Source organism: Streptomyces sp. NPDC050806 (assembly GCF_055586425.1).
On sequence record NZ_JBVJIF010000007.1, the window covers coordinates 299,889 to 321,736 of the forward strand.

Sequence of the window (21,848 nt, forward strand, 5' to 3'; positions counted from 1 at the left end):
GGAAGAGGGACTCCAGAACAATGGCTATCTTCCTCAACAAGGACAGCAAGGTCATCGTCCAGGGCATGACCGGTGCCACGGGCATGAAGCACACCAAGCTCATGCTGGGTGACGGCACCAACATCGTCGGCGGTGTGAACCCGCGCAAGGCCGGCACCAACGTCGACATCGACGGCACCGAGATCCCCGTCTTCGGCACGGTCGCCGAGGCCATGGAGAAGACCGGCGCCAACGTGTCCGTCCTCTTCGTGCCGCCGGCCTTCTCGAAGGCCGCCGTGGTCGAGGCCATCGACGCCGAGATCCCGCTGGCCGTCGTGATCACCGAGGGCATCGCGGTGCACGACTCCGCCGCCTTCTGGGCGTACGCGAAGGCCAAGGGCAACAAGACCCGCATCATCGGCCCGAACTGCCCCGGCCTGATCACCCCCGGTCAGTCCAACGCCGGCATCATCCCGGGCGACATCACGAAGCCGGGCCGCATCGGCCTGGTCTCGAAGTCCGGCACGCTGACGTACCAGATGATGTACGAGCTGCGTGACATCGGCTTCTCCTCGGCCGTCGGCATCGGTGGCGACCCGGTCATCGGCACCACCCACATCGACGCCCTGGAGGCGTTCGAGGCGGACCCCGACACCGACCTGATCGTCATGATCGGTGAGATCGGCGGCGACGCCGAGGAGCGTGCGGCCGACTTCATCAAGGCCAACGTCACCAAGCCGGTCGTCGGCTACGTCGCGGGCTTCACCGCGCCCGAGGGCAAGACCATGGGCCACGCCGGCGCCATCGTCTCCGGCTCCTCCGGCACCGCCCAGGCGAAGAAGGAGGCCCTGGAGGCCGCCGGTGTCAAGGTCGGCAAGACCCCGACCGAGACCGCCAAGCTCGCCCGCGAGCTGCTCGCCGGCTGAATCCGGCGCGGCGCGGCGCTGCGTCCCTGACGTGAAGCGCGCGTAGCTTTCTCCGCGGACCCGTACTCCCTTGGGGGGTGTACGGGTCCGCGTCGTTTGCGGCCGCGCCCCGCCTACGGGCGCTGCTGCGGGTCGTGCTCGGCCTGCGGGTCGCCGGCCGCGGGAACACCGGGCGGCCCCGGCGGGGGGACGTACCGTTCGCCGCCCCCGGTCCACAGCGCGGTGGCGGTGAGGGCGACGATCAGCCCGGTCAGCCCGATCGCGCTCCGCGTCATCCGCCGGGTGCTGCGCTCGCCGCCCGTCCGTACGGCACGGGCCGCCGGCGTCCGCACCGGATGCGCCGCCGCCAGCCGGGCCAGCCGCTCGCACAGGATCGCCCGCTGCCGGGCCGGTGACGCGCCCTCCAGGCCCAGCTCCGGCAGCCGCCCGGCGAGCTCCTCGCGGGCGTGGGTCAGCCGGCCGGCCGCCGCCGGCGTGCTCGCCTCGACCTCGGCCGCGGTCTCGGGCAGCTCCAGGCCGACCGCGTCGTGCAGCAGCAGGGCGCGGCGGTACGGCGCCGGCAGCCGCAGCAGGGCGGTCAGCAGCGGATCGGGCCGCCCGCTCTCCAGCGCCCGCGCGGGGGAGCGGAAGCTGCTCGGGCGGAACCGGTGCCAGGGGGAGAGCGCGTACTCGTGGGTCGCGGCCCGCACCCACCCGGCCGGGTCCAGGTCCCTGGCCACCTCCGGCCAGCGCTGCCAGGCCAGCTGGAAAGCGCGCTCGACCGCCTCGCCCGAGAGCCGCGTCCGGCCGGTGAGGAGGAAGGCCTGGCGGGCGAGGGTCGGCGCGTGCCGGTCGTACAGCGCGTCGAAGGCCGCGACCGGCGACGGCGCAACGGGCTGCGCGTCGCCGTGCGCGCTCTCCGGCGGCGGACCGGCGCTCTTGGTCCGTGAGGCTTTCCGGGGCCGGGGCGCCTTCCTGGATTTCGGGGGCTGCCGGCTCTTTCTGACCTTCCGTGACTCCTGCGCCTTACGGGTTGTAAATCCCATAAACGTATATTGGGCGACACGTCCGGCATTCGCCCGCTGCGTGGTGGAAACGGGTGTAGTTGGGAGCATGGCGGCGTGAGCCAGCTGACCGACAGCGACCCGACGGCCGCCACGTCCGGCGGCGCCGCGGCGCCGCGCGTCACCACCCCCGTGGGCGCCTTCCTCGTAGGAATGGTCACCGCCGGGCTGGGCCTCGGCGTCTGCACCGTCTCCGTCCTCCTCCTGTGGATCGCCGCGCCGGCCCCGGCCGGCGGCCCCGCCGGCGCGCTGCACGTCGCCGCCGACCTCTGGCTGTTCGCACACGGCGCGAACCTCGAACGCACCGCGGGACCGGGCGCCGTCGCCGTACCGGTGGGCGTGACGCCGCTCCTTCTCGTCGCCGTGCCGGTGTGGCTGCTCTACCGGTGCGCGCAGCACGCCCTCGCGGGCGCGGCCGACGGGACGGTGCCCCGGCAGGCCGGGCGCGGCACGGGCCCGCGTGCGGTGCCCCTCCGCGCGGCGGCTCCCGGCGCCGTGCTCGGCCGCTTCCTCGGCGGCTACCTGCTCGTCGCCGCGGTCACCGTGGCCTACGCCGCGACCGGACCGTTGCGCGTCGAGCCCTTCAGCGCGCTGTTCTTCGTGCCGCTCACCGCGGCGGGCACGGTCGCGCTGGTGGCGGCGCGCACGGTCGGGCTCCACACGGTGCTGCCGCCGTCCGGCCGGCTCCGCCGGATCCGGTCCGCGCTGCCGCCCGGCGTGCGCGCGGCACTCGCCCGGCCCCGGCGGGCCGCCGCGCTGCGGGCCGCGTGCGCCGCCGGAGCGGTACTGCTCGCCACGGGCGCGCTGCTCGTCCTGGCCGGACTGGTGTGGCACGCGGGCGACGTACGCCACGGCCTCCTCCGGATCGCCCAGGACTGGCCGGGGCGTTGCACGGTCGTGCTGGTCTGCCTTCTGCTGCTGCCCAACGCGGCCGTCTGGGCCGCCGCGTACGCGCTGGGTCCCGGCTTCACGCTCGGCGGCGGCAGCGCCGTGGGCCCGCTCGGCGCCACGGCTCTCCCGGCGGGGCTGCCGCCCTTCCCGCTGCTGGGCGCGGTGCCGCAGGAGGGCGCCGGGTCGCCGCTGACCTGGGCGGTGGCGGCGGGGCCCGTCGTGGCGGGGGCGGTCGCCGCCCGGTACGCGGCCCGGCCGGCGCGCGCCGCGGTCGCCGGGGTACGGGAGTCGGCGCGGCACAGCGGGGACGAACCCGCCGGGCAGCGCCGGGCACGCGCCGCGGTGGCCCGGCTGCTGCGCTGGAACCGCCGCGCCACCGCGACGGTCGCCGCGCTGGCCGCCCTGTGGTGCGGGGTGGGCGCCGCCGTCCTGTCGGGCGTGGCGGGCGGTGCGCTCGGCACGGCCGCGCTCCGGCACGTCGGCCCGAGCTGGTGGCTCACGGGCACGGCGGCGGCCGGCTGGACAGCGGCTGTCGCCGTACCGGGCGCGCTGCTGCTGCGCGAGTGGTACCTCTGGCGCGGGCTCGGCCGGTCGCCGCTGGCGCAGTTCAGGGAGTACCGGTCGGGGCGCGGGCAGCGCAGGGAGGCCCGCGCGCGGCGCCGGGAGAAGGCGGCGGCGGAGTCCCGCGCCGCCGCCCAGGAACGCGCCGTGGCCCGCGCGGAGCGCAAGGCCCGCAGGTCCGGCACGGCACGCGGGTCCCGGCGGGGCGGCGCACCGGCGGGGCGGGCCGGCCGGGAGCGGAAGGTACGGCTGCGGGGCCTACGGCTCCGGCGGCGTACCGGCACGGGGCCCGGGGCGGCCGCGCACCCCTGGCACGAGACCGGCTCCCGCCGCACCCGCTGGGCCGAACTGCGCCGCGTCTCGGGCGGGCTGGGCGCGCCGGTCACGGGGACGTCGGCGGGGCCGGACGGCCGTGCCACCCCGGACGGCCCCGCCACCGAGGCGCCGCGACCCGGCTCGGGCCCGGCGCCGGAGTGGCCCGGCGGAGTGGGCGGCCCGGGCATGGACTGAGGCGGCGCGGGCCGGCCGACCCGGCGCCGGAGGCATCCGAGCTTTCGGACCGGCCCTCCAGCTCGTGCGGAGCGGCTACTCCTGGACGCTCAGGATCGGCCGCAGCTGCTCGGGGAGCAGCTTCTCGCAGGAGTGCCGCGCCGACTGGGTGAGGGCGTCGTTGACGCAGGTGAAGTAGTCCTTGTACACGAGCTGGAGGGTGAAGCTCGCGGCCACGATGGCCAGCGCCAGGCACGCCGTGACCAGCCCGCTCAGCGCCGCGGTGGTCTGCGGCCGGCCGCCGCCGTACGTCGCGGGCGTGGCGGTGTTCCCGGCGGTCGCGTGCGGCGGGCCCGCCGCCGGAGTGGTGTCCGTGCCGTGCGGGGCGCCGTCGGGCACCCCGCCGGAGAAGTCGGCGGCCGTGGCCTTCGCCCCGCCCGTCCGGCCGCCGCCCGGCTTGCCCGCGCGCGGCTTGGCGCGCAGCGAGCTGATGCCCCAGTACAGCGCCAGGGCGCCGAGCAGCAGGGCGATCTCCGGCAGGCTGAAGAGCGCGAAGAAGAAGGACCACATGCCCGACAGCAGTGCGTAGCGCGCCCGCCGCTGGGCGGGGTCCGTCGGGTCCCAGCGCAGCCCGCCCTGCCCGGGGCCGCCGGTGCCGCCCGGCCCCTCCGGGCCGCCGCGCCCGGGCCGGCTGCCGAATCCGCCGCCCTGGCGCCCCGGCTGGCGGCTGCTCCACTGGCTGCCCCAGCCCTGCCGGGAGCCCTGCTCGCCGGAGGAACCCTCGGCGGAGTCGTCGCCGTGCTGCCCGGAGTGCGTGTGGCGGGGCCGCCACTCCTGGTCGGGCGTCCCGGCGGGCGGCGCGGCGAAGGGATTGTCCTGGTCCCCGCGGTCCCGGCCCTCACGGTCGCGGCCCTTGCGGTCCCGGCCCTCCCGGTCGTCGGGGCCGCCGCTGCCGCCCGTACCGCCGGAGCCCGCGCCCTGCTGTCCCTCCGCGGCGCCCGGGGATCCGGCGTCCGGGGTGCCCGGTGTCCCCTCCGACGAGGACGACGGCCTGTGCTCGCGCGGCAGCAGCACCGCCCCCGGTGCGGTGGCGGGCATCGGGAGGAGAAGGAGGGCCGCCCGGCGGCGTCGGTCCGTCATCTGAGGTGCGTCTTCCCCTTGTCTCGTCCGTCCGCCGGGCCGTCGGGCCGGCGGCGGGTCACCACGAATCCCATGTGATCCACCGGACCTGCCGAGAGATCACATGCGCTCTCACGCCCGACGCTACCTTCCGCGTCCGCCCCCGTCCCGTGGGGGCCGCGCGGTGTGCCGGTATCGTTGCTGACGGTCGGCGCCTTCGTAGGGTTCCCCGGATTTCCGGTACCCACGGCCTTGTACGACCACACAAAGCACGCGAGACCGAGAAAGAACCCGCCGTGGCTTCCTCCCCACTCACCGTCCCCGCGCCCGCCCGTCCTGGCCGCCCGGCCCGGATCGTCGCGCTGGTGTCCGGTTCCGGCACCAATCTCCAGGCGCTGCTGGACGCCATCGCCGAGCAGGGCACGGCGGCGTACGGAGCCGAGATTGTCGCCGTCGGCGCCGACCGGGACGGCATCGCCGGCCTGGAGCGCGCCAAGCGCGCCGGGCTGCCGGTCTTCGTCTGCCGGGTCAAGGACCACGCCGACCGCGCGGCCTGGGACCTGGCGCTCGCCGAGGCGACCGCCGCGTACGAGCCGGACCTCGTCGTCTCGGCGGGCTTCATGAAGATCCTGGGCAAGGAGTTCCTCGCCCGGTTCGGCGGCCGGACCGTGAACACCCACCCGGCCCTGCTGCCCAGCTTTCCCGGTGCCCACGGCGTGCGCGACGCGCTCGCGTACGGCGCGAAGGTCACCGGCTGCACCGTCCATTTCGTCGACGACGGCGTCGACACCGGTCCGGTCATCGCCCAGGGTGTGGTCGAGGTCCGGGACGAGGACGACGAATCCGCGCTGCACGAGCGGATCAAGGAAGTCGAGCGTTCGCTGCTCGTCGATGTCGTGGGGCGTCTGGCCCGTAACGGCTACCGCACTGAGGGACGAAAGGTAGTTATCCCGTGACCGAGACCGCCGAAGGTACCAAGCGGCCCATCCGCCGGGCGCTGGTCAGCGTCTACGACAAGACCGGGCTGGAAGAGCTGGCGAAGGGGCTGCACGCGGCGGGCGTCCAGCTCGTGTCCACCGGTTCGACCGCCGGGAAGATCGCCGGGGCCGGCGTCCCCGTCACCAAGGTCGAGGAGCTGACCGGCTTCCCCGAGTGCCTGGACGGGCGCGTGAAGACGCTGCACCCGAAGGTGCACGCCGGCATCCTCGCCGACCTCCGCCTGGAGGACCACCAGAAGCAGCTCTCCGACCTGGGCGTCGAGCCGTTCGACCTGGTGATCGTGAACCTCTACCCGTTCGCCGGGACCGTCGCCTCCGGCGCGACCCCGGACGAGTGCGTCGAGCAGATCGACATCGGCGGTCCCTCGATGGTCCGCGCCGCCGCCAAGAACCACCCCTCGGTGGCGGTCGTCGTGAACCCGGCCCGCTACGAGGACGTGCTGACCGCCGCCTCCGAGGGCGGCTTCGACCTCGCCACCCGTAAGCGGCTGGCCGCCGAGGCGTTCCGGCACACCGCCGAGTACGACGTGGCGGTCGCCTCCTGGTTCGCCGCCGACTACGCCGGTGACGGCGGCGAGTTCCCCGGCTTCCTCGGCGTCACGTACGCGCGCAAGAACGTGCTGCGCTACGGCGAGAACCCGCACCAGGCCGCCGCCCTCTACACGGGCGGCTGCGGCGGGCTGGCCGAGGCGGAGCAGCTGCACGGCAAGGAGATGTCGTACAACAACTACACGGACACCGACGCCGCGCGCCGGGCCGCGTACGACCACTCCGAGCCCTGCGTGGCGATCATCAAGCACGCCAACCCCTGCGGCATCGCGATCGGCGCCGACGTCGCCGAGGCGCACCGCAAGGCGCACGCCTGCGACCCGCTCTCCGCGTTCGGCGGCGTCATCGCCGTCAACCGCCCGGTCTCCGTCGCCATGGCCGAGCAGGTCGCGGAGATCTTCACCGAGGTCATCGTGGCCCCGGACTACGAGGACGGCGCGGTCGAGGTGCTGTCCCGCAAGAAGAACATCCGGGTGCTGCGCTGTCCCGAGGGCCCGCAGCCGCCGGCCGAGTTCAAGCCGATCGACGGCGGCGGCCTGGCCCAGGTCAAGGACGTCCTCCAGGCCGAGGGCGACGACCCGGCCAACTGGACCCTGGCGACCGGCGAGGCGCTGTCCGCCGAGGAGCTGGCCGAGCTGGCGTTCGCCTGGCGTGCCTCGCGCGCGGTGAAGTCCAACGCGATCCTGCTCGCCAAGGACGGCGCGACGGTCGGCGTGGGCATGGGCCAGGTCAACCGCGTGGACTCCGCGAAGCTCGCGGTGGAGCGCGCGGGGGAGGAGCGGGCGCGCGGCTCCTTCGCCGCCTCCGACGCCTTCTTCCCCTTCCCCGACGGCCTTGAGGTGCTGACCGGGGCCGGCATCAAGGCCGTCGCGCAGCCCGGCGGTTCGGTCCGCGACGAGCAGGTCGTCGAGGCGGCCAAGAAGGCGGGCGTGACGATGTACTTCACCGGTACGCGGCACTTCTTCCACTGATACGGACACCGGTACGGACACGCCGAAGGCCCCCGCTCGCGAGTCGCGAGCGGGGGCCTTCGGCGTGGACGGCCGCCGCGACGGCGGCGGCACGGCCGGTGGTTACTTCTTGATCACCACGGTGCCGGCGGCACGGTCGTGCCAGCCCTGCAGCTTGCCGGTGCCGTCGAAGAACGGCGACAGGTAGACCAGCGCCGCACCGATGTAGCAGAGGAAGGCACCGACCATCGGGATGATGTAGCGGATGAAGCCCGCGCCCACGCCCGGCACCTGGCCGGTGGACTCGCGGACGACCCGCAGGCCGAGCGCCATCTTGCCGAAGGTGGCGCCCTTGATGCCGATCATCAGCCACTCGTAGAGCAGCATGAAGAGGGCGAAGATGCCCAGGATGCCGAACATGACGGCGATGCCGCTGCCGGCCTGCGCCGCCGCTTCGTTCATGCAGGCGTCGTAGCCCGGGTCCATGTAGCTGCCGCAGTCATCGGCGGCGTTGCCGGCGATGCCGACGACGCTGCCCATGCCCGCGACCATGGCGATCGTCATGATCACGCCGACGATCAGGCCGTCCACCAGGCGGGCCAGGAAGCGCTGGCCCATCGTGGCGAGCAGCACGGGGCCGGTGGCGAGGTTGATGTAGCCGTTGTTGGCCTGGACGGTGCCGGCCGGCGGCTGCTGCTGCGGGTAGCCGTAACCCTGCTGCGGCGGCACGCCGGGCTGCTGCTGCGGGTAGCCGTAGCCCTGCTGGGGCGGGACGCCCTGGGGGGCCTGCTGGGGGTAGCCGTAGCCGGGCTGGCCCTGGGGAGGCTGCTGGCCGTAGGGGTTGTTCGGGTCGCCGGCGGGCGGCGGAGGGTAACTCACGGAAGGCTTCCTTCGGGCGGGGACTGTGGCGGGCCGACGAATACGACGGGAAGCCACCGAACCGCCCGCGCAGCCGCGTTGCTGCGTGAGCCGTGAAGAGTGCTTGGTGTTCTCCCCCGAACGCACCGCTGTCGCATTCGGCCCCTCCTGCGAACGCGGTACGTGTCGCAACATCGTGAAGTCCGGATAAAGACTTTGTCCAGCCGACGGGGGGTACTGGTCGTCGGCTGATCCCGATATGTGCTCTTCCTGTTACCGAGACCGGACCGGTCTGTGGTCCGTTCGCGACAACCCCATCGGCTCTACGCGCGTCAACCCTCGAACCGGCCCCTGATTGGTACGCCGGCACCGTCATCCGGGAGGATGGGGGTCATGAGCGCCCAGATTCTCGATGGCAAGGCCACCGCCGCCGCGATCAAGTCCGACCTGTCCGCCCGCGTGGCGGCGCTGAAGGCGAAGGGTGTCCAGCCGGGTCTGGGTACCGTCCTGGTCGGCGAGGACCCCGGCAGCCAGAAGTACGTCGCGGGCAAGCACCGCGACTGCGCCGAGATTGGCATCGCGTCCATCCAGCGTGAGCTGCCGGCCACCGCGACCCAGGAGGAGATCGAGGCGGTCGTCCGCGAGCTGAACGAGGACCCGGCCTGCACCGGCTACATCGTCCAGCTGCCGCTGCCCAAGGGCATCAACGAGAACCGCGTCCTGGAGCTGATCGATCCGGCCAAGGACGCCGACGGGCTGCACCCCACCAACCTCGGCCGCCTGGTGCTCAACGAGGCGGCGCCGCTGCCCTGCACCCCGAACGGCATCCTGCGGCTGCTGCGCGAGTACGGCGTCGAGATCAAGGGCGCCGAGGTCGTCGTGGTCGGCCGCGGCGTGACCATCGGCCGCTCGATGCCGCTGCTGCTCACCCGCAAGTCCGAGAACGCCACCGTGACCCAGTGCCACACCGGCACCCGGGACCTGGCCAAGCACCTCAAGGAAGCCGACATCATCGTGGCCGCGGCCGGTTCGCCGCACCTGATCAAGCCGGAGTCCGTCAAGGAGGGCGCGGCCGTCCTGGACGTCGGCGTCAGCCGGGACGAGAACGGCAAGATCGTCGGGGATGTGCACCCGGGCGTGCGCGAGGTGGCCGGCTTTGTCGCCCCCAACCCCGGTGGCGTCGGCCCCATGACCCGCGCCATGCTGCTGGTCAACGTGGTCGAGGCCGCCGAGCGCGCGGCCGCCTGAGCCGCGGGGCCGACGAGGTACGGACGACAGAAGGGGCAGCGAGCGCATGAACGCCGGAGCACACTCGGACGGGGTGTCCAGGCCGCAGCGCCTCACCCGGCGCTTTCCGCTGATCACGAAGGACACGGCGCGCCCGCAGGGCGGCGGGCGCGCGGCGCCCGGTGACGCGCCCGCGCCGGTCCGGCAGTGGCCGCTGCTCACGGTGATCGGCGGGGTCGCGCTGGGGCTGCTGGTGATCGCCTTCGACGCCTTCCGGGCGGGGACCCTGCTGATCGGGCTGGCGCTGCTGGCCGGTGCCGTGCTGCGGCGCGTCCTGCCCTCCGTCGGCATGCTCGCCGTACGGTCGCGCTTCACGGACATGGCGACGTACGGCGGGCTCGGCTTCGTGATCGTGATGCTGGCGCTCATGATCCAGCCCAAGCCCTGGCTCTCGCTGCCCTTCCTCGACGACATCGTGCACTTCACGGTGCGCTGATCACCGTGCGCCGAACGGCGTCCGGGCGCCCGGAACAGGAGCGTCCGGACGTGTGCGGCGCGCGCAGGCGCGTGTCCGAACCGTGAATGCTTTCCTGCGCTCCCTCGCCGGGAACTGGCATCCTGACGAGTGGCATCCCAACGGATAGCCGCAGCAGTTCGGGGGGATAGGGGGAGGCAATGCCTCGCTGGAGGGCGCTACCGGACGAACTCGATCCGCAGGTGAGGGAGTTCGCGGGTCAGTTACGCACGCTGGTGGAGCGCAGCGGCCTGAGCATATCGGCCGTCGCGGACCGTACGGGTTACAGCAAGACGTCCTGGGAGCGGTACCTCAACGGCCGGCTGCTCCCGCCGCGCCGCGCGGTGATGGCGCTGGCCGAGGCCACGGGCGCGCACACCGGCCACCTCACCACGATGTGGGAGCTGGCCGAACGCGCCTGGAGCCGCGCGGAGATGCGCCACGACGTCACGATGGAAGCGATACGGGTCGCCGAGGCGCGCGCCGCACTGGGGGAGTTCGGCCCCGCCCCGGAGACGGCGAAGAAACCCGGCAAGCGGTCCGCCGCCAAGAGCGGCCCCGGGGAGGTCGCCAAGAGCGGCTCCGACGATGCCGCCGCCGCGCCGTCCGCCTCCACTGCGCCGTCCGCCGCTCCCACCCCGGCGGCCCCCGCCGAGGCGCCCGCGGCCCCTTCCCAGGCACCGGTCGCCCCCTACGAGGCGCCGGCCGCCCCGTACGAGGCCCCTGCCGCGACCAGAGTGCCGCACCGGCGCTCTCCCGACGACTCGGCCGCGGAATCCCACGCGGCCCCCGCAGCGGCTGGTTACGCGGCCCTGGGGGCCCGCCCCGCCTCCGCCACCCCGTCGTCGTCTCCCGCACCCGCCCCGCCCCGGTACGGGCCGAACTCGCCCTACGGATCGGACTCGTCCTACGGGCCGGCCTCGCCCCACGGATCGGACTCGCCCTACGGGCCGGACCCGCGGCCGCCCTTCGGCCCGGCGCACGACCCGGAACGCCGCCGTCGCATCACGATGTTCGTGACCGGCGTCGTCGGGGCGCTGCTGCTGATCGCCGCCGCGGTACTGCTGCTCGGCGGCGGGGGCGGCGGACAGCAGGCGAAGCCCGCGCCCGCCCCCGCCGCCTCCCAGGAACCGCGGCTGCCGGCCGGCGTGAAGTGCGCGGGCGACGACTGCGCGGGCAAGGACCCCGAGGAGATGGGCTGCGGCGGTGACCACGCCACCACGCCGTCCCGCGGCGTCATGGGCGGCGCGCTGATCGAGGTCCGCTACAGCAAGGTCTGCGGCGCCGCCTGGGCCCGGCTGACGGGCGCGGCGCAGGGGGACCGGGCCACGGTCACCTCCGACGGGCGTACGGAGGAGGCGACGGCGGGCCGGGACGGTTCGGCGTACACCGTGATGGTGCGGGTCAGCGGCCCGCCGGAGAAGGCCAGGGCATGCGGTACGACCAGCGCGGGCTACCAGAGCTGCACCGAGCCGCAGGCCGCGCGGAATGGCGGTGCGGCCCCGTCCAGCACGCCCTGACCGGCGCGTGGCGGACCCGCCGCGGACCCGCGGAGCTGGGCCATTCGGGCGTACCGCGGAACGGGGGGCATGGCCCGGCCGATTCGGGGCAGACGACCGGTCGGCCCCCCACGGGCGTGGCACCACCCGGCGGCCGTTCGCGCTCCCCCTCCTTGTCGCGAACGGCCGCCCACCCCTGCCGCGGACCGGCCGGGCGTTCTCGGACGCGCGGCCGGCGACCGGCGGGGTGACGGGCGGTGAGGAGTCACACACCGGCCTGTCACCGGAGGTGCTCCGCCGTCCGATAGCCTGACGCCCGGGTCTCTTGATACCGAGATACATCGACGAGATACATCAAGGCGTCGAGGGGCTCCGTATACATGGGCAGGAACTCCCACCGCCCACCGCAACCATGGTGGCTCTGGGGCTTGCCCCCAGAAGAAACTCGCCGCAGGAGATCGCCATGACCCGCACTCCCGTCAATGTCACCGTCACCGGCGCCGCCGGCCAGATCGGCTACGCACTCCTCTTCCGCATCGCTTCCGGTCACCTGCTCGGCGCCGACGTGCCGGTCAAGCTGCGGCTCCTGGAGATCCCGCAGGGCCTGAAGGCCGCCGAGGGCACCGCGATGGAGCTCGACGACTGTGCCTTCCCGCTGCTGCAGGGCATCGAGATCACCGATGACCCGAACGTCGCCTTCGCCGGCGCGAACGTCGCCCTCCTCGTCGGCGCCCGCCCCCGCACCAAGGGCATGGAGCGCGGCGACCTCCTGGAGGCCAACGGCGGCATCTTCAAGCCGCAGGGCAAGGCCATCAACGACCACGCGGCGGACGACATCAAGGTCCTGGTCGTCGGCAACCCGGCCAACACCAACGCGCTGATCGCCCAGGCCGCCGCGCCGGACGTACCGGCCGAGCGCTTCACCGCGATGACCCGCCTGGACCACAACCGTGCGCTCTCGCAGCTCTCGAAGAAGACCGGCGTCCCGGTCTCCGAGATCAAGAAGCTCACGATCTGGGGCAACCACTCCGCCACCCAGTACCCGGACATCTTCCACGCCGAGGTGGCCGGCAAGAACGCCGCCGAGGCCGTCAACGACGAGAAGTGGCTGGCCGACGACTTCATCCCGACCGTCGCCAAGCGCGGCGCGGCGATCATCGAGGCCCGTGGCGCGTCCTCGGCCGCCTCGGCCGCCAACGCCGCCATCGACCATGTCCACACCTGGGTGAACGGCACCGCCGCCGGCGACTGGACCTCGATGGGCATCCCGTCGGACGGTTCCTACGGCGTGCCGGAGGGCATCATCTCCTCCTTCCCGGTCACCACCAAGGACGGCAAGTACGAGATCGTCCAGGGCCTGGACATCAACGAGTTCTCCCGCACCCGCATCGACGCCTCGGTCAAGGAGCTGACCGAGGAGCGCGACGCGGTCCGCGGCCTGGGCCTCATCTGATCCGACGGTTTCAGGAGCCCGTGCGGCCCACCCCGCTGGGGTGAGCCGCACGGGCTCTTCCGTACGCCGCGCCCGATGCGTTCGTCAGCGATGCGGAGCCGCGGGCCCGCTCTGCCGCTGACCGGCCCGCGGGTGCCGGGGCTGCTGGTGCCGCTGCGCCAGCTCCCGCGCCGACGAGGCACCCTCCACACGCAGCGAGTGCACCCGCGCGGCGTCGAGGCCGGAGCGCAGCCGGGCGGCGCTGCTCGTCGGCATGCGGCCCGCACGCGCGGTGTCGCCCTGGAGCCGCGAACGCAGGGCGCTGACCCGCGCCGCGTGGCTGTTCAGCTGCTCCGGCGTCATCCCGGCCACGGAGGTGTGAGCGGCGGCCAGCACGGTCCCGGGATGGGCGGGAATCGGCACTGCGCCAGTGCCCTTGCTGCGCTTCGGGTCGAGCCCGACAGAACGCAGCGCCGCCGCCTGCGCACGCTTCCGGTCGTCGGCCGACACCTGCCGCGACGCCCCTGGCCGCTCGGCGGCCCGGTACCGCTTCTCGGCCGGCGTCATACGCGTACGCCAGGTGACCGTCCCCGAATACTCGTTCACGTAGAGATCGACCTTGGCGCGGGGGGAGCGCTCGCGCGCTGCCGCCGCCCGCTCCCGCTCCCTCTGAGCCGGCTGCTCGGCCCGGTCGCGCTCCTCCCGGCCGAGACGCCTCCGGAGCGCCTGATCGTCGTCGGACCGGTGTCCGTGCTGTGGTCCTTGCGCGTGCTGAGGTCCGCGCACGTGCTGTGGTCCTTGCACCCTGGGATCCATGCATGTCCTCCACGGCAGCGGTGACGGGTTGACGGGTGTTGACGGGGGACGAAAAGCGGTACGGCCACGTCGCCGCGGGGCCGTACCGGGCCGGGCCGTGGCCTACGCCGGCGCCTGCCCCGGGGCGTCGGAACGCTGGGTGAGCCGGGCGAGCCGCTTCTGGGCCGCTTCGATCTTCTCCCCGTCCGTCGCGGCCGGACCGCCGGCCCGGGCGAGCTCGACCCACGTGTTGACCAACTGCTGTCCGTAGCGCATCGCCTGCTGCGGCTCCTTGATGGCGAACCACACCTTGGCCGCACGCATGAACGTGTCGTAGGCGGCGGGGTCGTGCTGCCGGTACCGGAAGTCGAAGACATCGAGGTAGATGGCCATGGACTTCACGGTGTCGTGGGCCAGGTACGCGATATGGGCGAACAGCTCCTGAAGGTGGAGCACGTACGGGTGGCCGACGCCGAACTCCTGCACCGCGGAGTTCAGCGCGCTGTTGGCCGTGGACGCGGCGAACTCCAGGTGCCCCAGCCGGACGGCGTCATTGATCCGGCTGACGGCCTCCGCGAGAGCCGGCGGAATGGTGCCGGGCGCGGCACTCCCCGGAGCGGGGGCCGGCTGGACCGGCTGCTGGACCGATTGCTGGACCGGTTGCTGGGCCGGAACGCTCTGCGCGGGGGGAGCCACGTGCGCGGCGGGCGCGGTCGGCTGGGTTATGTGGTGCGGTGCCTGTTGCGGTGCCGGTGGCCCCGCGGGGGCGCTCCGCTGATCGCCCTGCTGATCGATCTGCTGCGGGTGGGGTCGCGCCTGCGGCTCGGGCACCTGCGGCGCGGGCGCGGGGGACGGCGCGGCGGTCCGGGGCGGTACCGCCGCCGGCGGGGCCACCTGCTCCGGCTCGCCGGTGAAGTGGCTGGAGCCGTCCGTCTGCACCTCGATCGGGGTGAGGAAGCCGCTGCGAGCGTCGTGTACCGAGGCACGCACGGGGTGCCCGGTGGCCATGGCCAACCGGTAGAGGTAATTCAGCACCGCGTCGTGCAGCGCCTCGTCTCCGGACGGGGTCACGGGCATTCCGCCGACCGTGCAGTCACCGTTCTCGGTGATCAGCACGTCGAACGGAGTCGGCGCCGGCTGCTGGCCTTGCTCAGCAGCCGGTTTCCGCTCAGTACGGCGGAATCTAGGCATATCGCACTCACTCGGGGTCTCGCCGTGGACGCGCAGCGGCTTCGTCAGTGATTCCGGCGCGGGCCGGCGTTGTTGTTCTGCTGGGGCAACTGCCGGGGACGCGCGGCGTTCTGCTGGGCGGCGGGCCCCTGCGTCGTGGTGTTCCCGGCGCTCTGCGCGTTCCCAAGGGCAGAACGCTTGCGCGCCACACCGGCAACGGGATTGGCCGCCTGCCCCGACTGCTGCGCGGCAGTGGCCGACTTGGCCTGTGCGGCCTGCACTCCCCCTTTCAGTTCGGCGAGTTGGGCGACGGACATGTTCTGTTGCACGGACTTGTTCTGCGCCACGGCCGGCGCGGGCTCGCCGGCGCGTTCCCGCACGGCGGCGAGGTGCTGCTCCTGGGCGGTGCCCAACAGTTCCGCGCGGGCGAAGGGCTTGGCCAACTGCTCGTGACCGACCGGCTCGACGATCGGGGCTTTCTCGCCGTTGACCTCGCGGCACGTCTGGTACCGGTCGTTCATCAGCTGGTTGGCCGCGTCGATGTAGGGCCCGGCGTTGTCCTTGCCGAACTCTTCGATCAGCGCTCCCGACCTGGCGAGCTCGAAGAGCTTGTGGTTGGCCATCTTCACATCGAAGCTGTCCGGGGTATGGAGCTGCAGTTCGATGCGCTGACCGGACTCGCGGTGTTCCCAGGCGCTGTTGATGCCCTTGTAGACGGGGTCGGTCCAGGTGTTCTGGACCTTGATCTCGTCGAACCCGTGACTTCTCAACTCGTGGAATGCCGCCTGCGTTCCCTGGGTGTACGACTGCGAATCGAAAAGCAGCGTGTACCGATTGAGATCCTTCATGTCTGCGAGGATCTCGGCAGCCGTTTGTCCCGTGGGGTTGTCCGACAGTTCGCGGGCGACTTTCCCGCGCAGGGATTCGAGAGTCTTCAGCGAGTAGTCGATCTCGACAATTCCGTCGGAGATCTTGTCGCCGGGGAGCTGACTGCCTTGTCCGTTGGTGCGCTCCCGGATTTCACGCATCATCGTGTCGAAGGCAGGCCGTGCGGCCTCAGCACGGCGCCATGCCGCCTGAACCAGCGCGTCTTCGTCGGCGGTCAGCCTGAGGTGAGCTTCTCCTTTGTCCGCCCGCCCCTGCCAGCCGATTTCTTCACTCACTGTGCTGTGGCCCCGGACACGCCGCGCGTCTCCTGAATGATTCGTTCTGCTTCACCCGGGGTGATCGGGACCAGGTGCGGCGGGTCGTGCGGCGACGCGCTGTGGAAGTCGAAGATCGCCTTGGTGGGGACCCAGGTCTTGTCCCTGCCGAACGCCTCGTCCCGTCCGGTCTCCAGGCTGTACTTCCGGCGCACGACACCCCCGGGGCGCTCGTCCGGGCGGGGCTCAGCACGGTAGACAGCCCAGTAGAGGGACCACCGTCCGCGGTCCTCCTTCAACTCCATCGCCCTCTCGGGCGTGACCGACGTCAGCGATGCCGGTTCAGGCCCGTTCTGCACCTTCTGGCCCGGCCCGGCGTGGTGCCACTCCCAGTCGAAGAACGACAGGTACTCCCATTCCTCACCACCAAGAGGGCGCCGCCACAGGTCCTCGGTGGTGCGATGCACCTGCGGGTCTTCGTCGGTCTCGATGAAGTACTCGTACTCTGCCGTCATTTCCCTCTCCAACGTCTCAGTGAAGTGATCAACCCTGCTTGGCCGAGGACGGTGGCGCGCTGGGGACGATTGCCGCCGGGACCGCGTCGACTCGGCTGACCTGCCAGTCGGCCTTCTTGTCGGCCCGGACGAGCGTGACGAAGGCCTGTACTCGCGGGCCCACGCCCTTCCAGCCGTCGCGGCCGGTGGCCGTGCCGGCGACCGAGATCTGCCGATGGGCCTTGGTGGGCGTGTCGGCCGGGGCGTCGCCGTCCACCTCCAGGTGGAGCTTCACCTTGGTCCACGCCTTGTGCTTCGCCCAGGTGTTCCAGTCGTTGCCGGCGCCGGCCGCAGGGTGGTAGCTGCGCTCGTCCTTGGCCTTCTTGCTGGTCAGGTACGGGATGGCGCGCAGGATCGCGTCGTGCGGGCTCATGTCGTACTTCGTGTCGTAGCTGTACGCGACGAGCGCCCACGCCTCGGCCACGGCGGTGGCATCACTGCGGTCCGGCTTCGGCGCTTCGGGCACCTTGGCGTCGGGTCCGAGCGGCTTCGCCGAAGGGAGCGGGGCCTTCTCGGCGAACGAGGGCTCCGTCGGCTTCACCTTCTGCTCGGGGCGTTCGAGCCCGGGAAGGCCACAGCCCGCGAGCGCGGTCAGGCTCACGGCCACGGCCGCGGCCAGGCCCGCTCGCCGCATGCCGACGGCCGCCGTCATGGTCTTCACCTCGAACCCCCGTTTCCCACTGTCACTTCTTGATCCCCAGCCACGGGGCCGGATCGACGTAGTTGCCGTTCAGCTGCACCTCGAAGTGGCAGTGTGCACCTGTGGAGAAGCCCGTGGAACCCACCGCCCCCACCTGCTGACCGGTGGTGACCTCCTGCCCGACATGGACGTTGATGGCAGACATGTGGTTGTAGGTGGTCGACACCTTTTTGCCGTCCATCGTTCCGTGCGAGATCACTACCCGGTTGCCGTACCCCGTCGACCAGCCCGCGAAGGTCACCTTGCCCTTCAGTGAGGCGCGCATCGGGGTGCCCATCGGGGCCCCGAAGTCGATGCCGGTGTGCAGCTTGCGTACGTGCAGCGTCGGGTGCATGCGCATCCCGTAGGGCGAGGTGACGGGCGGGTTGCCGCGTACCGGCATCGCCATCTTCTGCCCGGCCGGCACCTCGGCGCCCCCGCCCGTGGCCTGCTCGTATTTGGCGATCAAGGATTTGATGCGCGCGACGTAGGCCGTCGTCTCGTCGTACGGCGGCATACCGCCGTATTTCTGGACCGCGCCGGGGCCGGCGTTATAGGCGGCGAGTGCCAGATCCAGGACATTCCCGCTTTTCGCGTACGGCTTGATCTGCTTCGCGAGCGCGCAGTCGTAACGCCCCTGGGCCATGATGGCGTCCCCCGCGTCGTACGGGGAAATGGTGCCGCTGTTGTCGTCGTCGCGGCCCCAGGTCTTCCAGGTGCCGGGCATGAACTGCGAAAGGCCTTCGGCGCCCACGGGCGATACGGCCTTGGGGTTCCAGCCCGATTCCGCCTCGATCTGCGCGGCGATCACGGCCGGGCCGATCTCTGCGCACTGCGACCCCGATTTGAGAACCCAGGCCACGTACTTTTCCGGTACCTGCTTGCTGTTGAGGGAACCGTTACCGACGGACGGTGGGTCCGATTCCTCTCCGTCGCCACCTGCAATGCCCATGAACAGGACAACAGGTGCAAAAACTACCGCGAGTGCACCGCCGATCGCCCACGCGACCCCGCCTCCACCCCGTGACATGCATCCCCCCGTGCTTGCAGATCCTGGGTAGCGCACACCTTAGCGCGGCTGGCATCATGCATCGCGCGGGTATCGACTGAACCAACGTCATCCCGTTGCACAACACCGACTTGGGCGGCCAACCAGCACCGCGGCCGCCCGAATGAGTCGGAATAGTTGGTTTTACGGGGGAGAAGAACGGTGCGGGGGAATGTGGGAGAAGTGCCCTTTGGGCCCGATATCTGGGTTCGGGGGCCGGTGGGCGGCGGGGGAGACTCCTCGTCGGCCGAGCGGCAGGCCGCGTACGAACAGCCGCCTGTGCCGCAGCAGTTCTCCTGGGTGAATGTCCATGGAGGCGCCGGCGCCAGCACGTTGGCGACCTTGTTCGGCGGGGCGGACGTCGGTCAGCGCTGGCCGGACCCGTCGCGAGGCGAGCCCGCCACGCTCCTGCTCGTCGCGCGTACACACGCGGCGGGGCTGACCGGGGTGTCGCAGACGCTGGACCTGTTCCGGCGCGGTGAACAGCCCGCGGGACTCCAGATCGGTGCGGTCGTGCTCGTCGCGGACGCTCCCGGGCGGCTGCCGCGCGAACTCCAGCAGCGAATAAAGATCTTGGGATCTGCGGTGGCCGTTCACCGGGTGCCGTGGATCGCGGCTTGGCGCACCGGCGCGAAGCTCGACGGTTCGCTCCCGCGTGAACTCCTGGCTCTGGCACGCCTCGTAGGGCACCCCGTTCAGTAGATGTGGAGCAATGGTGACGACATTCTTGTTGGCGGGGCCTCCGGCGGAGGTGACACGTGAGCTCAATACGGTCATGGGCATTGTCGCCTGGGTGGCGACCGCGGCCGGAGTCATGGGGCTGCTGATCGTCGGCGCGAAGATGGCGCTGTCGCTGCGCTCGGGCGAGGGGCAGGACCACATCGTCCAAATGGCCACCGTGCTCGGGGCCTGCATCATCGCGGCCACCGCCGGGCCTCTCGTGAACTTCATCCTCTAGCAAACTGAATTCTCCCGCGCGCGTGCGCAATTGCTGATCGAATCCGAACGCGCCCGGGGGAGCCGTTCTTTCACGCTGCCGGCCCGAAGGGATCGTGGCGAGCAGCTCGAAAATGAAATAAGGAGAAAGCCGTGAAGATGGCAGACGCGTACCGGTATCTCGCTGACGGGGGTGTCCCGCAGCCGAAGAGCAACGCTCCGGCGGAGCTCACTTCGAAGGTGGACACAGTGCTCGGCATCGTCGCCTGGGCGGGCACCGCGGCGGGTGTCGCGGGCGTGCTCATCACCGGCGCCATGATGGCGATGTCGATGCGCCGGGGCGAGGGCTCCGAGCACATGGGACGCCTCGGAATGGTGCTGGGCGGCTGTGTCCTGGTCGCCACCGCCGGTCCGCTGGTCAACTTCGTCTTCTGACGAAGCGAAAGGGAGTCAGTCCATGGGTAAGCGTTCCGGGGCCAGCGGCGAGTGGGAAAAGCCGTTCTGGCAGCAGCGGGGATGGATCATCTCGGCGGGGTTCCTGCTGGCCGTAGTGGTACTTGCCGGAGTAGCGCTCGTGGTGCGCGGGGGCTCGTCGGAACCGGCGCCGAGCGACGACCGGCCGTCACACGCCGCCCCGACGCCGGGCAAGGACGACGGTGCCGATGCCGACGACCGGCCGGCCGGCTGCAAGACGGACGACAGCGACCAGGAAAAGCCGAAGAAGGCGCCGGCCGACATGCTGTGGAAGAGCTACGGAAGCGTTCCGGTTCCGGTGTCGGAGACCTACGGCCCGAAGAAATTCGACGGCAATGTGTGGTCGTGCTACTCCCACAGCCCCATGGGTGCTGCCCTTGCGGTGAACGCCATTACGGACAAGCTGCCGTACCCCGGATGGCGTGACGTGGTGGAGAAGCAGTTCGTACCCGGTGACGCGCGCGACAAGCTGGTCAGCGAACGGGCCAAGGAGAAGGACGACCCTCGCAACAGCACGCAGGAATCCGGGGGCAACTTCTACGGGTTCACCGTCCTGACGTACTCCAAGGAGCAGGCCACCGTCCAGATCCTGCTCAAGATCGGTGAGGAGTACGCCACCAGCTCCGTCTCCCTCAAGTGGCTCGACGGGGACTGGAAGGTCGACGCGCAGCCGAACGGCTCGCCCTACAGCGGCTTCTCGCAGACCTCGGGTCCTGAGGGTTTCGTGAAGTGGGGCAAGTGACATGGGCTTCGGGGACTGCATCAAGCACCCGGTCAACTGCGGTAAGGACGCCATCAGCTGGGGCGCCGACAAGGTCGCCGGCGGCGCCGAGTCCGTAGCCAAGTCCGCCTTCGGCGGTGCCGTAAGGGCCTTCGCCGAGGCCATCGGCAGCGCCGTCGACTCGGTCATGCACGCCTTGAACGGGCTGTGGATGAAGGTCGACGCCGATGGCATCTACAGCGGGGAAAACCCGATCGGCAAGATCCAGGACCAGCTCAACTGGCTCGTGGGCTACGTCGCCGTCGCTTCCCTGCTCATCGCCGCGATCCGCATGGCGCTGGACCGCAAAGGCCAGTCGATGCAACAGGCCTTCCACGGTATGTGGCGTGTCGTGTTGGTGGCCGCCGTGTCGGTCACCGCGATGCGATCGCTGACGATCGCCTCGGACCGGTACGCGGAATACATCTACGGCCAGGCCCACATCGGCAAGAACGGCGCGCAGTTGGTCGGTGCGCTCGTTCCGATGGCCGCGACCAGCCCCGGACTCGTCATCATCCTCGGCCTGCTCGCCGTGCTGGCGGTCACTGTCCAGATCATCCTCATGTACCTGCGCATCGGCGTGCTCGTCATGCTGGTGGGCACCTTGCCGCTGTCCGCCGCCGCCTCGATGACGGGGTGGGGGAGCGGCTGGTGGAAGAAGCACATCGGGTGGCTGGCCGCGTGGCTGCTGTACAAGCCCGCTGCGGCGCTCATCTTCTACGCGGGTGCGGCGATGACCCAGGGCACGAGTGATCTGAATCAGATCATCGCCGGACTGGGTGTGCTGATCCTCGGGATCTTCGCGCTCCCCGCCCTGCTCAAGCTCGTCGTCCCGGCGACCGCGGCCCTCGGGGACACCTCCGGTGGCTCCGTGGCCATCGGTGCCGCCAACAACATCGCCACCGGTGCCGTCAGCATTGCCGGTGGTGGTGGCGGTGGCGGCGGCGGTGGTGGCGGCGGTGCCGGAGCCGGCGGCGGTGGCGGCGGTGGTGGTGGCGCGAGCACGCCCAAGGGATCGCCCTCCAGTGGCGCGGGCGCGTCCGCCGGTGGTGGCGGTGCGGCCGGCGGTGGTGCGGGGGCTGCCGGGGGCGGCGCGGCATCCGCTGCGGGCGGTGCGGCGACGGCTGGTGCCGCGACAGCCGCGCAGGCGGCTGCGGTTGCCGTGCAGACCGGTGTGCAGGCGGCCAGTGAAGTGGTCAACTCCCTCGGTGACAACGACGGCAACAAGGGACACAACGAATAGCCGGCCACGACG

22 protein-coding genes are annotated in these 21,848 nt (G+C 71.8%); 13 read left to right on the forward strand and 9 right to left on the reverse strand.

Annotated features, from left to right (window positions below; genetic code table 11):
- Positions 1–20 precede the first annotated feature (20 nt).
- A complete protein-coding gene (gene sucD, locus ACZ6WH_RS23390) occupies positions 21–905 on the forward strand; it encodes a succinate--CoA ligase subunit alpha (RefSeq protein ID WP_052863740.1) in 885 nt (294 codons plus the stop codon).
- Positions 906–1,018: 113 nt separating this feature from the next.
- Here the strand turns inward: sucD and ACZ6WH_RS23395 are convergent, their stop codons facing one another.
- A complete protein-coding gene (locus ACZ6WH_RS23395; RefSeq protein WP_469730256.1) occupies positions 1,019–1,930 on the reverse strand; it encodes an RNA polymerase sigma factor in 912 nt (303 codons plus the stop codon).
- A gap of 75 nt (positions 1,931–2,005) precedes the next feature.
- Between ACZ6WH_RS23395 and ACZ6WH_RS23400 the strand changes: the two genes are divergently transcribed.
- Positions 2,006–3,910 carry a cell division protein PerM gene (locus ACZ6WH_RS23400; RefSeq protein WP_469730258.1) on the forward strand — a complete coding sequence of 635 codons (1,905 nt, stop codon included), beginning with the start codon at positions 2,006–2,008 and terminating at the stop codon, positions 3,908–3,910.
- 75 nt (positions 3,911–3,985) lie between these two features.
- On the opposite strand, the gene ACZ6WH_RS23405 is transcribed toward ACZ6WH_RS23400, so the two are convergent.
- Positions 3,986–5,029, reverse strand: coding sequence for a hypothetical protein (locus ACZ6WH_RS23405; RefSeq protein ID WP_469730260.1), 1,044 nt, complete (start codon positions 5,027–5,029; stop codon positions 3,986–3,988).
- A 275-nt stretch (positions 5,030–5,304) separates the two neighbouring features.
- Here ACZ6WH_RS23405 and purN point away from each other — a divergent pair, with 275 nt between their 5' ends.
- Positions 5,305–5,964: a phosphoribosylglycinamide formyltransferase gene (gene purN / locus ACZ6WH_RS23410; RefSeq protein ID WP_469730262.1), complete on the forward strand. Its 660-nt coding sequence runs from the start codon at positions 5,305–5,307 to the stop codon at positions 5,962–5,964.
- Positions 5,961–7,526: a bifunctional phosphoribosylaminoimidazolecarboxamide formyltransferase/IMP cyclohydrolase gene (purH, locus tag ACZ6WH_RS23415; RefSeq protein ID WP_469730264.1), complete on the forward strand. Its 1,566-nt coding sequence runs from the start codon at positions 5,961–5,963 to the stop codon at positions 7,524–7,526. Before purN ends, purH begins: the two co-directional genes overlap by 4 nt.
- A gap of 102 nt (positions 7,527–7,628) precedes the next feature.
- Here purH and ACZ6WH_RS23420 read toward each other — a convergent pair whose 3' ends face one another.
- Positions 7,629–8,384, reverse strand: a complete 756-nt coding sequence (locus ACZ6WH_RS23420; RefSeq protein WP_469730266.1) for an RDD family protein — start codon at positions 8,382–8,384, stop codon at positions 7,629–7,631.
- A gap of 372 nt (positions 8,385–8,756) precedes the next feature.
- Between ACZ6WH_RS23420 and ACZ6WH_RS23425 the strand changes: the two genes are divergently transcribed.
- The 4 genes from ACZ6WH_RS23425 (at position 8,757) to ACZ6WH_RS23440 (ending at position 13,056) form a co-directional block, all read left to right on the forward strand.
- Positions 8,757–9,611, forward strand: a complete 855-nt coding sequence (locus ACZ6WH_RS23425; protein ID WP_361559564.1) for a bifunctional methylenetetrahydrofolate dehydrogenase/methenyltetrahydrofolate cyclohydrolase — start codon at positions 8,757–8,759, stop codon at positions 9,609–9,611.
- A gap of 46 nt (positions 9,612–9,657) precedes the next feature.
- Positions 9,658–10,086: a DUF3017 domain-containing protein gene (locus ACZ6WH_RS23430; protein ID WP_469730269.1), complete on the forward strand. Its 429-nt coding sequence runs from the start codon at positions 9,658–9,660 to the stop codon at positions 10,084–10,086.
- 179 nt (positions 10,087–10,265) lie between these two features.
- Positions 10,266–11,624: a helix-turn-helix domain-containing protein gene (locus ACZ6WH_RS23435; RefSeq protein WP_469730271.1), complete on the forward strand. Its 1,359-nt coding sequence runs from the start codon at positions 10,266–10,268 to the stop codon at positions 11,622–11,624.
- A 442-nt stretch (positions 11,625–12,066) separates the two neighbouring features.
- Positions 12,067–13,056 (forward strand): malate dehydrogenase, encoded by a 990-nt coding sequence (locus ACZ6WH_RS23440; RefSeq protein ID WP_469730273.1) that lies wholly within the window; start codon positions 12,067–12,069, stop codon positions 13,054–13,056.
- Positions 13,057–13,140: 84 nt separating this feature from the next.
- Here ACZ6WH_RS23440 and ACZ6WH_RS23445 read toward each other — a convergent pair whose 3' ends face one another.
- The 6 genes from ACZ6WH_RS23445 to ACZ6WH_RS23470 all read right to left on the reverse strand — a co-directional run bounded on the left by ACZ6WH_RS23445 (position 13,141) and on the right by ACZ6WH_RS23470 (position 18,327).
- Positions 13,141–13,821, reverse strand: a complete 681-nt coding sequence (locus ACZ6WH_RS23445; RefSeq protein ID WP_469730275.1) for a hypothetical protein — start codon at positions 13,819–13,821, stop codon at positions 13,141–13,143.
- 132 nt (positions 13,822–13,953) lie between these two features.
- Complete coding sequence (locus tag ACZ6WH_RS23450; RefSeq protein WP_469730277.1) at positions 13,954–14,907, reverse strand: hypothetical protein; 954 nt, start codon at positions 14,905–14,907, stop codon at positions 13,954–13,956.
- Positions 14,908–15,065: 158 nt separating this feature from the next.
- The gene (locus ACZ6WH_RS23455; RefSeq protein ID WP_469730279.1) at positions 15,066–16,163 is read right to left on the reverse strand and encodes a hypothetical protein; all 1,098 of its coding nucleotides are present in this window, start codon (positions 16,161–16,163) and stop codon (positions 15,066–15,068) included.
- Positions 16,160–16,657, reverse strand: coding sequence for a hypothetical protein (locus ACZ6WH_RS23460; protein ID WP_469730281.1), 498 nt, complete (start codon positions 16,655–16,657; stop codon positions 16,160–16,162). The genes ACZ6WH_RS23455 and ACZ6WH_RS23460 overlap by 4 nt, the downstream gene beginning before the upstream one ends.
- A 28-nt stretch (positions 16,658–16,685) precedes the next feature.
- Entirely contained in the window at positions 16,686–17,348 is a 663-nt protein-coding gene (locus ACZ6WH_RS23465) for a hypothetical protein (RefSeq protein ID WP_469730283.1), read from the reverse strand.
- Between the two features lie 31 nt (positions 17,349–17,379).
- Positions 17,380–18,327 (reverse strand): peptidoglycan DD-metalloendopeptidase family protein, encoded by a 948-nt coding sequence (locus ACZ6WH_RS23470; protein WP_469730285.1) that lies wholly within the window; start codon positions 18,325–18,327, stop codon positions 17,380–17,382.
- Between the two features lie 438 nt (positions 18,328–18,765).
- On the opposite strand from ACZ6WH_RS23470, the gene ACZ6WH_RS23475 reads away from it, so the two are divergent.
- From ACZ6WH_RS23475 to ACZ6WH_RS23495, 5 genes are all read left to right on the forward strand, one after another.
- On the forward strand, positions 18,766–19,125 hold the full coding sequence (locus ACZ6WH_RS23475) for a hypothetical protein (protein WP_432858093.1): 360 nt from the start codon (positions 18,766–18,768) through the stop codon (positions 19,123–19,125).
- Positions 19,126–19,198: 73 nt separating this feature from the next.
- Positions 19,199–19,381 (forward strand): hypothetical protein, encoded by a 183-nt coding sequence (locus ACZ6WH_RS23480; protein WP_432858095.1) that lies wholly within the window; start codon positions 19,199–19,201, stop codon positions 19,379–19,381.
- 137 nt (positions 19,382–19,518) lie between these two features.
- Complete coding sequence (locus tag ACZ6WH_RS23485) at positions 19,519–19,794, forward strand: hypothetical protein (RefSeq protein ID WP_469730679.1); 276 nt, start codon at positions 19,519–19,521, stop codon at positions 19,792–19,794.
- A 22-nt stretch (positions 19,795–19,816) separates the two neighbouring features.
- Positions 19,817–20,575, forward strand: coding sequence for a DUF8175 domain-containg protein (locus ACZ6WH_RS23490; protein WP_469730288.1), 759 nt, complete (start codon positions 19,817–19,819; stop codon positions 20,573–20,575).
- A gap of 1 nt (position 20,576) precedes the next feature.
- Entirely contained in the window at positions 20,577–21,836 is a 1,260-nt protein-coding gene (locus tag ACZ6WH_RS23495; protein ID WP_469730290.1) for a hypothetical protein, read from the forward strand.
- Positions 21,837–21,848: the final 12 nt, after the last annotated feature.

What these genes read in the sequence shown, in the direction of transcription:
- sucD (WP_052863740.1), top strand. Translation starts at nt 21, where the DNA reads ATGGCTATCTTCCTCAACAAGGACAGCAAGGTCATCGTCCAGGGCATG.
- ACZ6WH_RS23395 (WP_469730256.1), bottom strand. Translation starts at nt 1,930, where the DNA reads ATGGGATTTACAACCCGTAAGGCGCAGGAGTCACGGAAGGTCAGAAAG.
- ACZ6WH_RS23405 (WP_469730260.1), bottom strand. Translation starts at nt 5,029, where the DNA reads ATGACGGACCGACGCCGCCGGGCGGCCCTCCTTCTCCTCCCGATGCCC.
- ACZ6WH_RS23425 (WP_361559564.1), top strand. Translation starts at nt 8,757, where the DNA reads ATGAGCGCCCAGATTCTCGATGGCAAGGCCACCGCCGCCGCGATCAAG.
- ACZ6WH_RS23430 (WP_469730269.1), top strand. Translation starts at nt 9,658, where the DNA reads ATGAACGCCGGAGCACACTCGGACGGGGTGTCCAGGCCGCAGCGCCTC.
- ACZ6WH_RS23435 (WP_469730271.1), top strand. Translation starts at nt 10,266, where the DNA reads ATGCCTCGCTGGAGGGCGCTACCGGACGAACTCGATCCGCAGGTGAGG.
- ACZ6WH_RS23440 (WP_469730273.1), top strand. Translation starts at nt 12,067, where the DNA reads ATGACCCGCACTCCCGTCAATGTCACCGTCACCGGCGCCGCCGGCCAG.
- ACZ6WH_RS23450 (WP_469730277.1), bottom strand. Translation starts at nt 14,907, where the DNA reads ATGCCCGTGACCCCGTCCGGAGACGAGGCGCTGCACGACGCGGTGCTG.
- ACZ6WH_RS23460 (WP_469730281.1), bottom strand. Translation starts at nt 16,657, where the DNA reads ATGACGGCAGAGTACGAGTACTTCATCGAGACCGACGAAGACCCGCAG.
- ACZ6WH_RS23465 (WP_469730283.1), bottom strand. Translation starts at nt 17,348, where the DNA reads ATGACGGCGGCCGTCGGCATGCGGCGAGCGGGCCTGGCCGCGGCCGTG.
- ACZ6WH_RS23470 (WP_469730285.1), bottom strand. Translation starts at nt 18,327, where the DNA reads ATGGGCATTGCAGGTGGCGACGGAGAGGAATCGGACCCACCGTCCGTC.
- ACZ6WH_RS23480 (WP_432858095.1), top strand. Translation starts at nt 19,199, where the DNA reads ATGGGCATTGTCGCCTGGGTGGCGACCGCGGCCGGAGTCATGGGGCTG.
- ACZ6WH_RS23485 (WP_469730679.1), top strand. Translation starts at nt 19,519, where the DNA reads ATGGCAGACGCGTACCGGTATCTCGCTGACGGGGGTGTCCCGCAGCCG.
- ACZ6WH_RS23490 (WP_469730288.1), top strand. Translation starts at nt 19,817, where the DNA reads ATGGGTAAGCGTTCCGGGGCCAGCGGCGAGTGGGAAAAGCCGTTCTGG.
- ACZ6WH_RS23495 (WP_469730290.1), top strand. Translation starts at nt 20,577, where the DNA reads ATGGGCTTCGGGGACTGCATCAAGCACCCGGTCAACTGCGGTAAGGAC.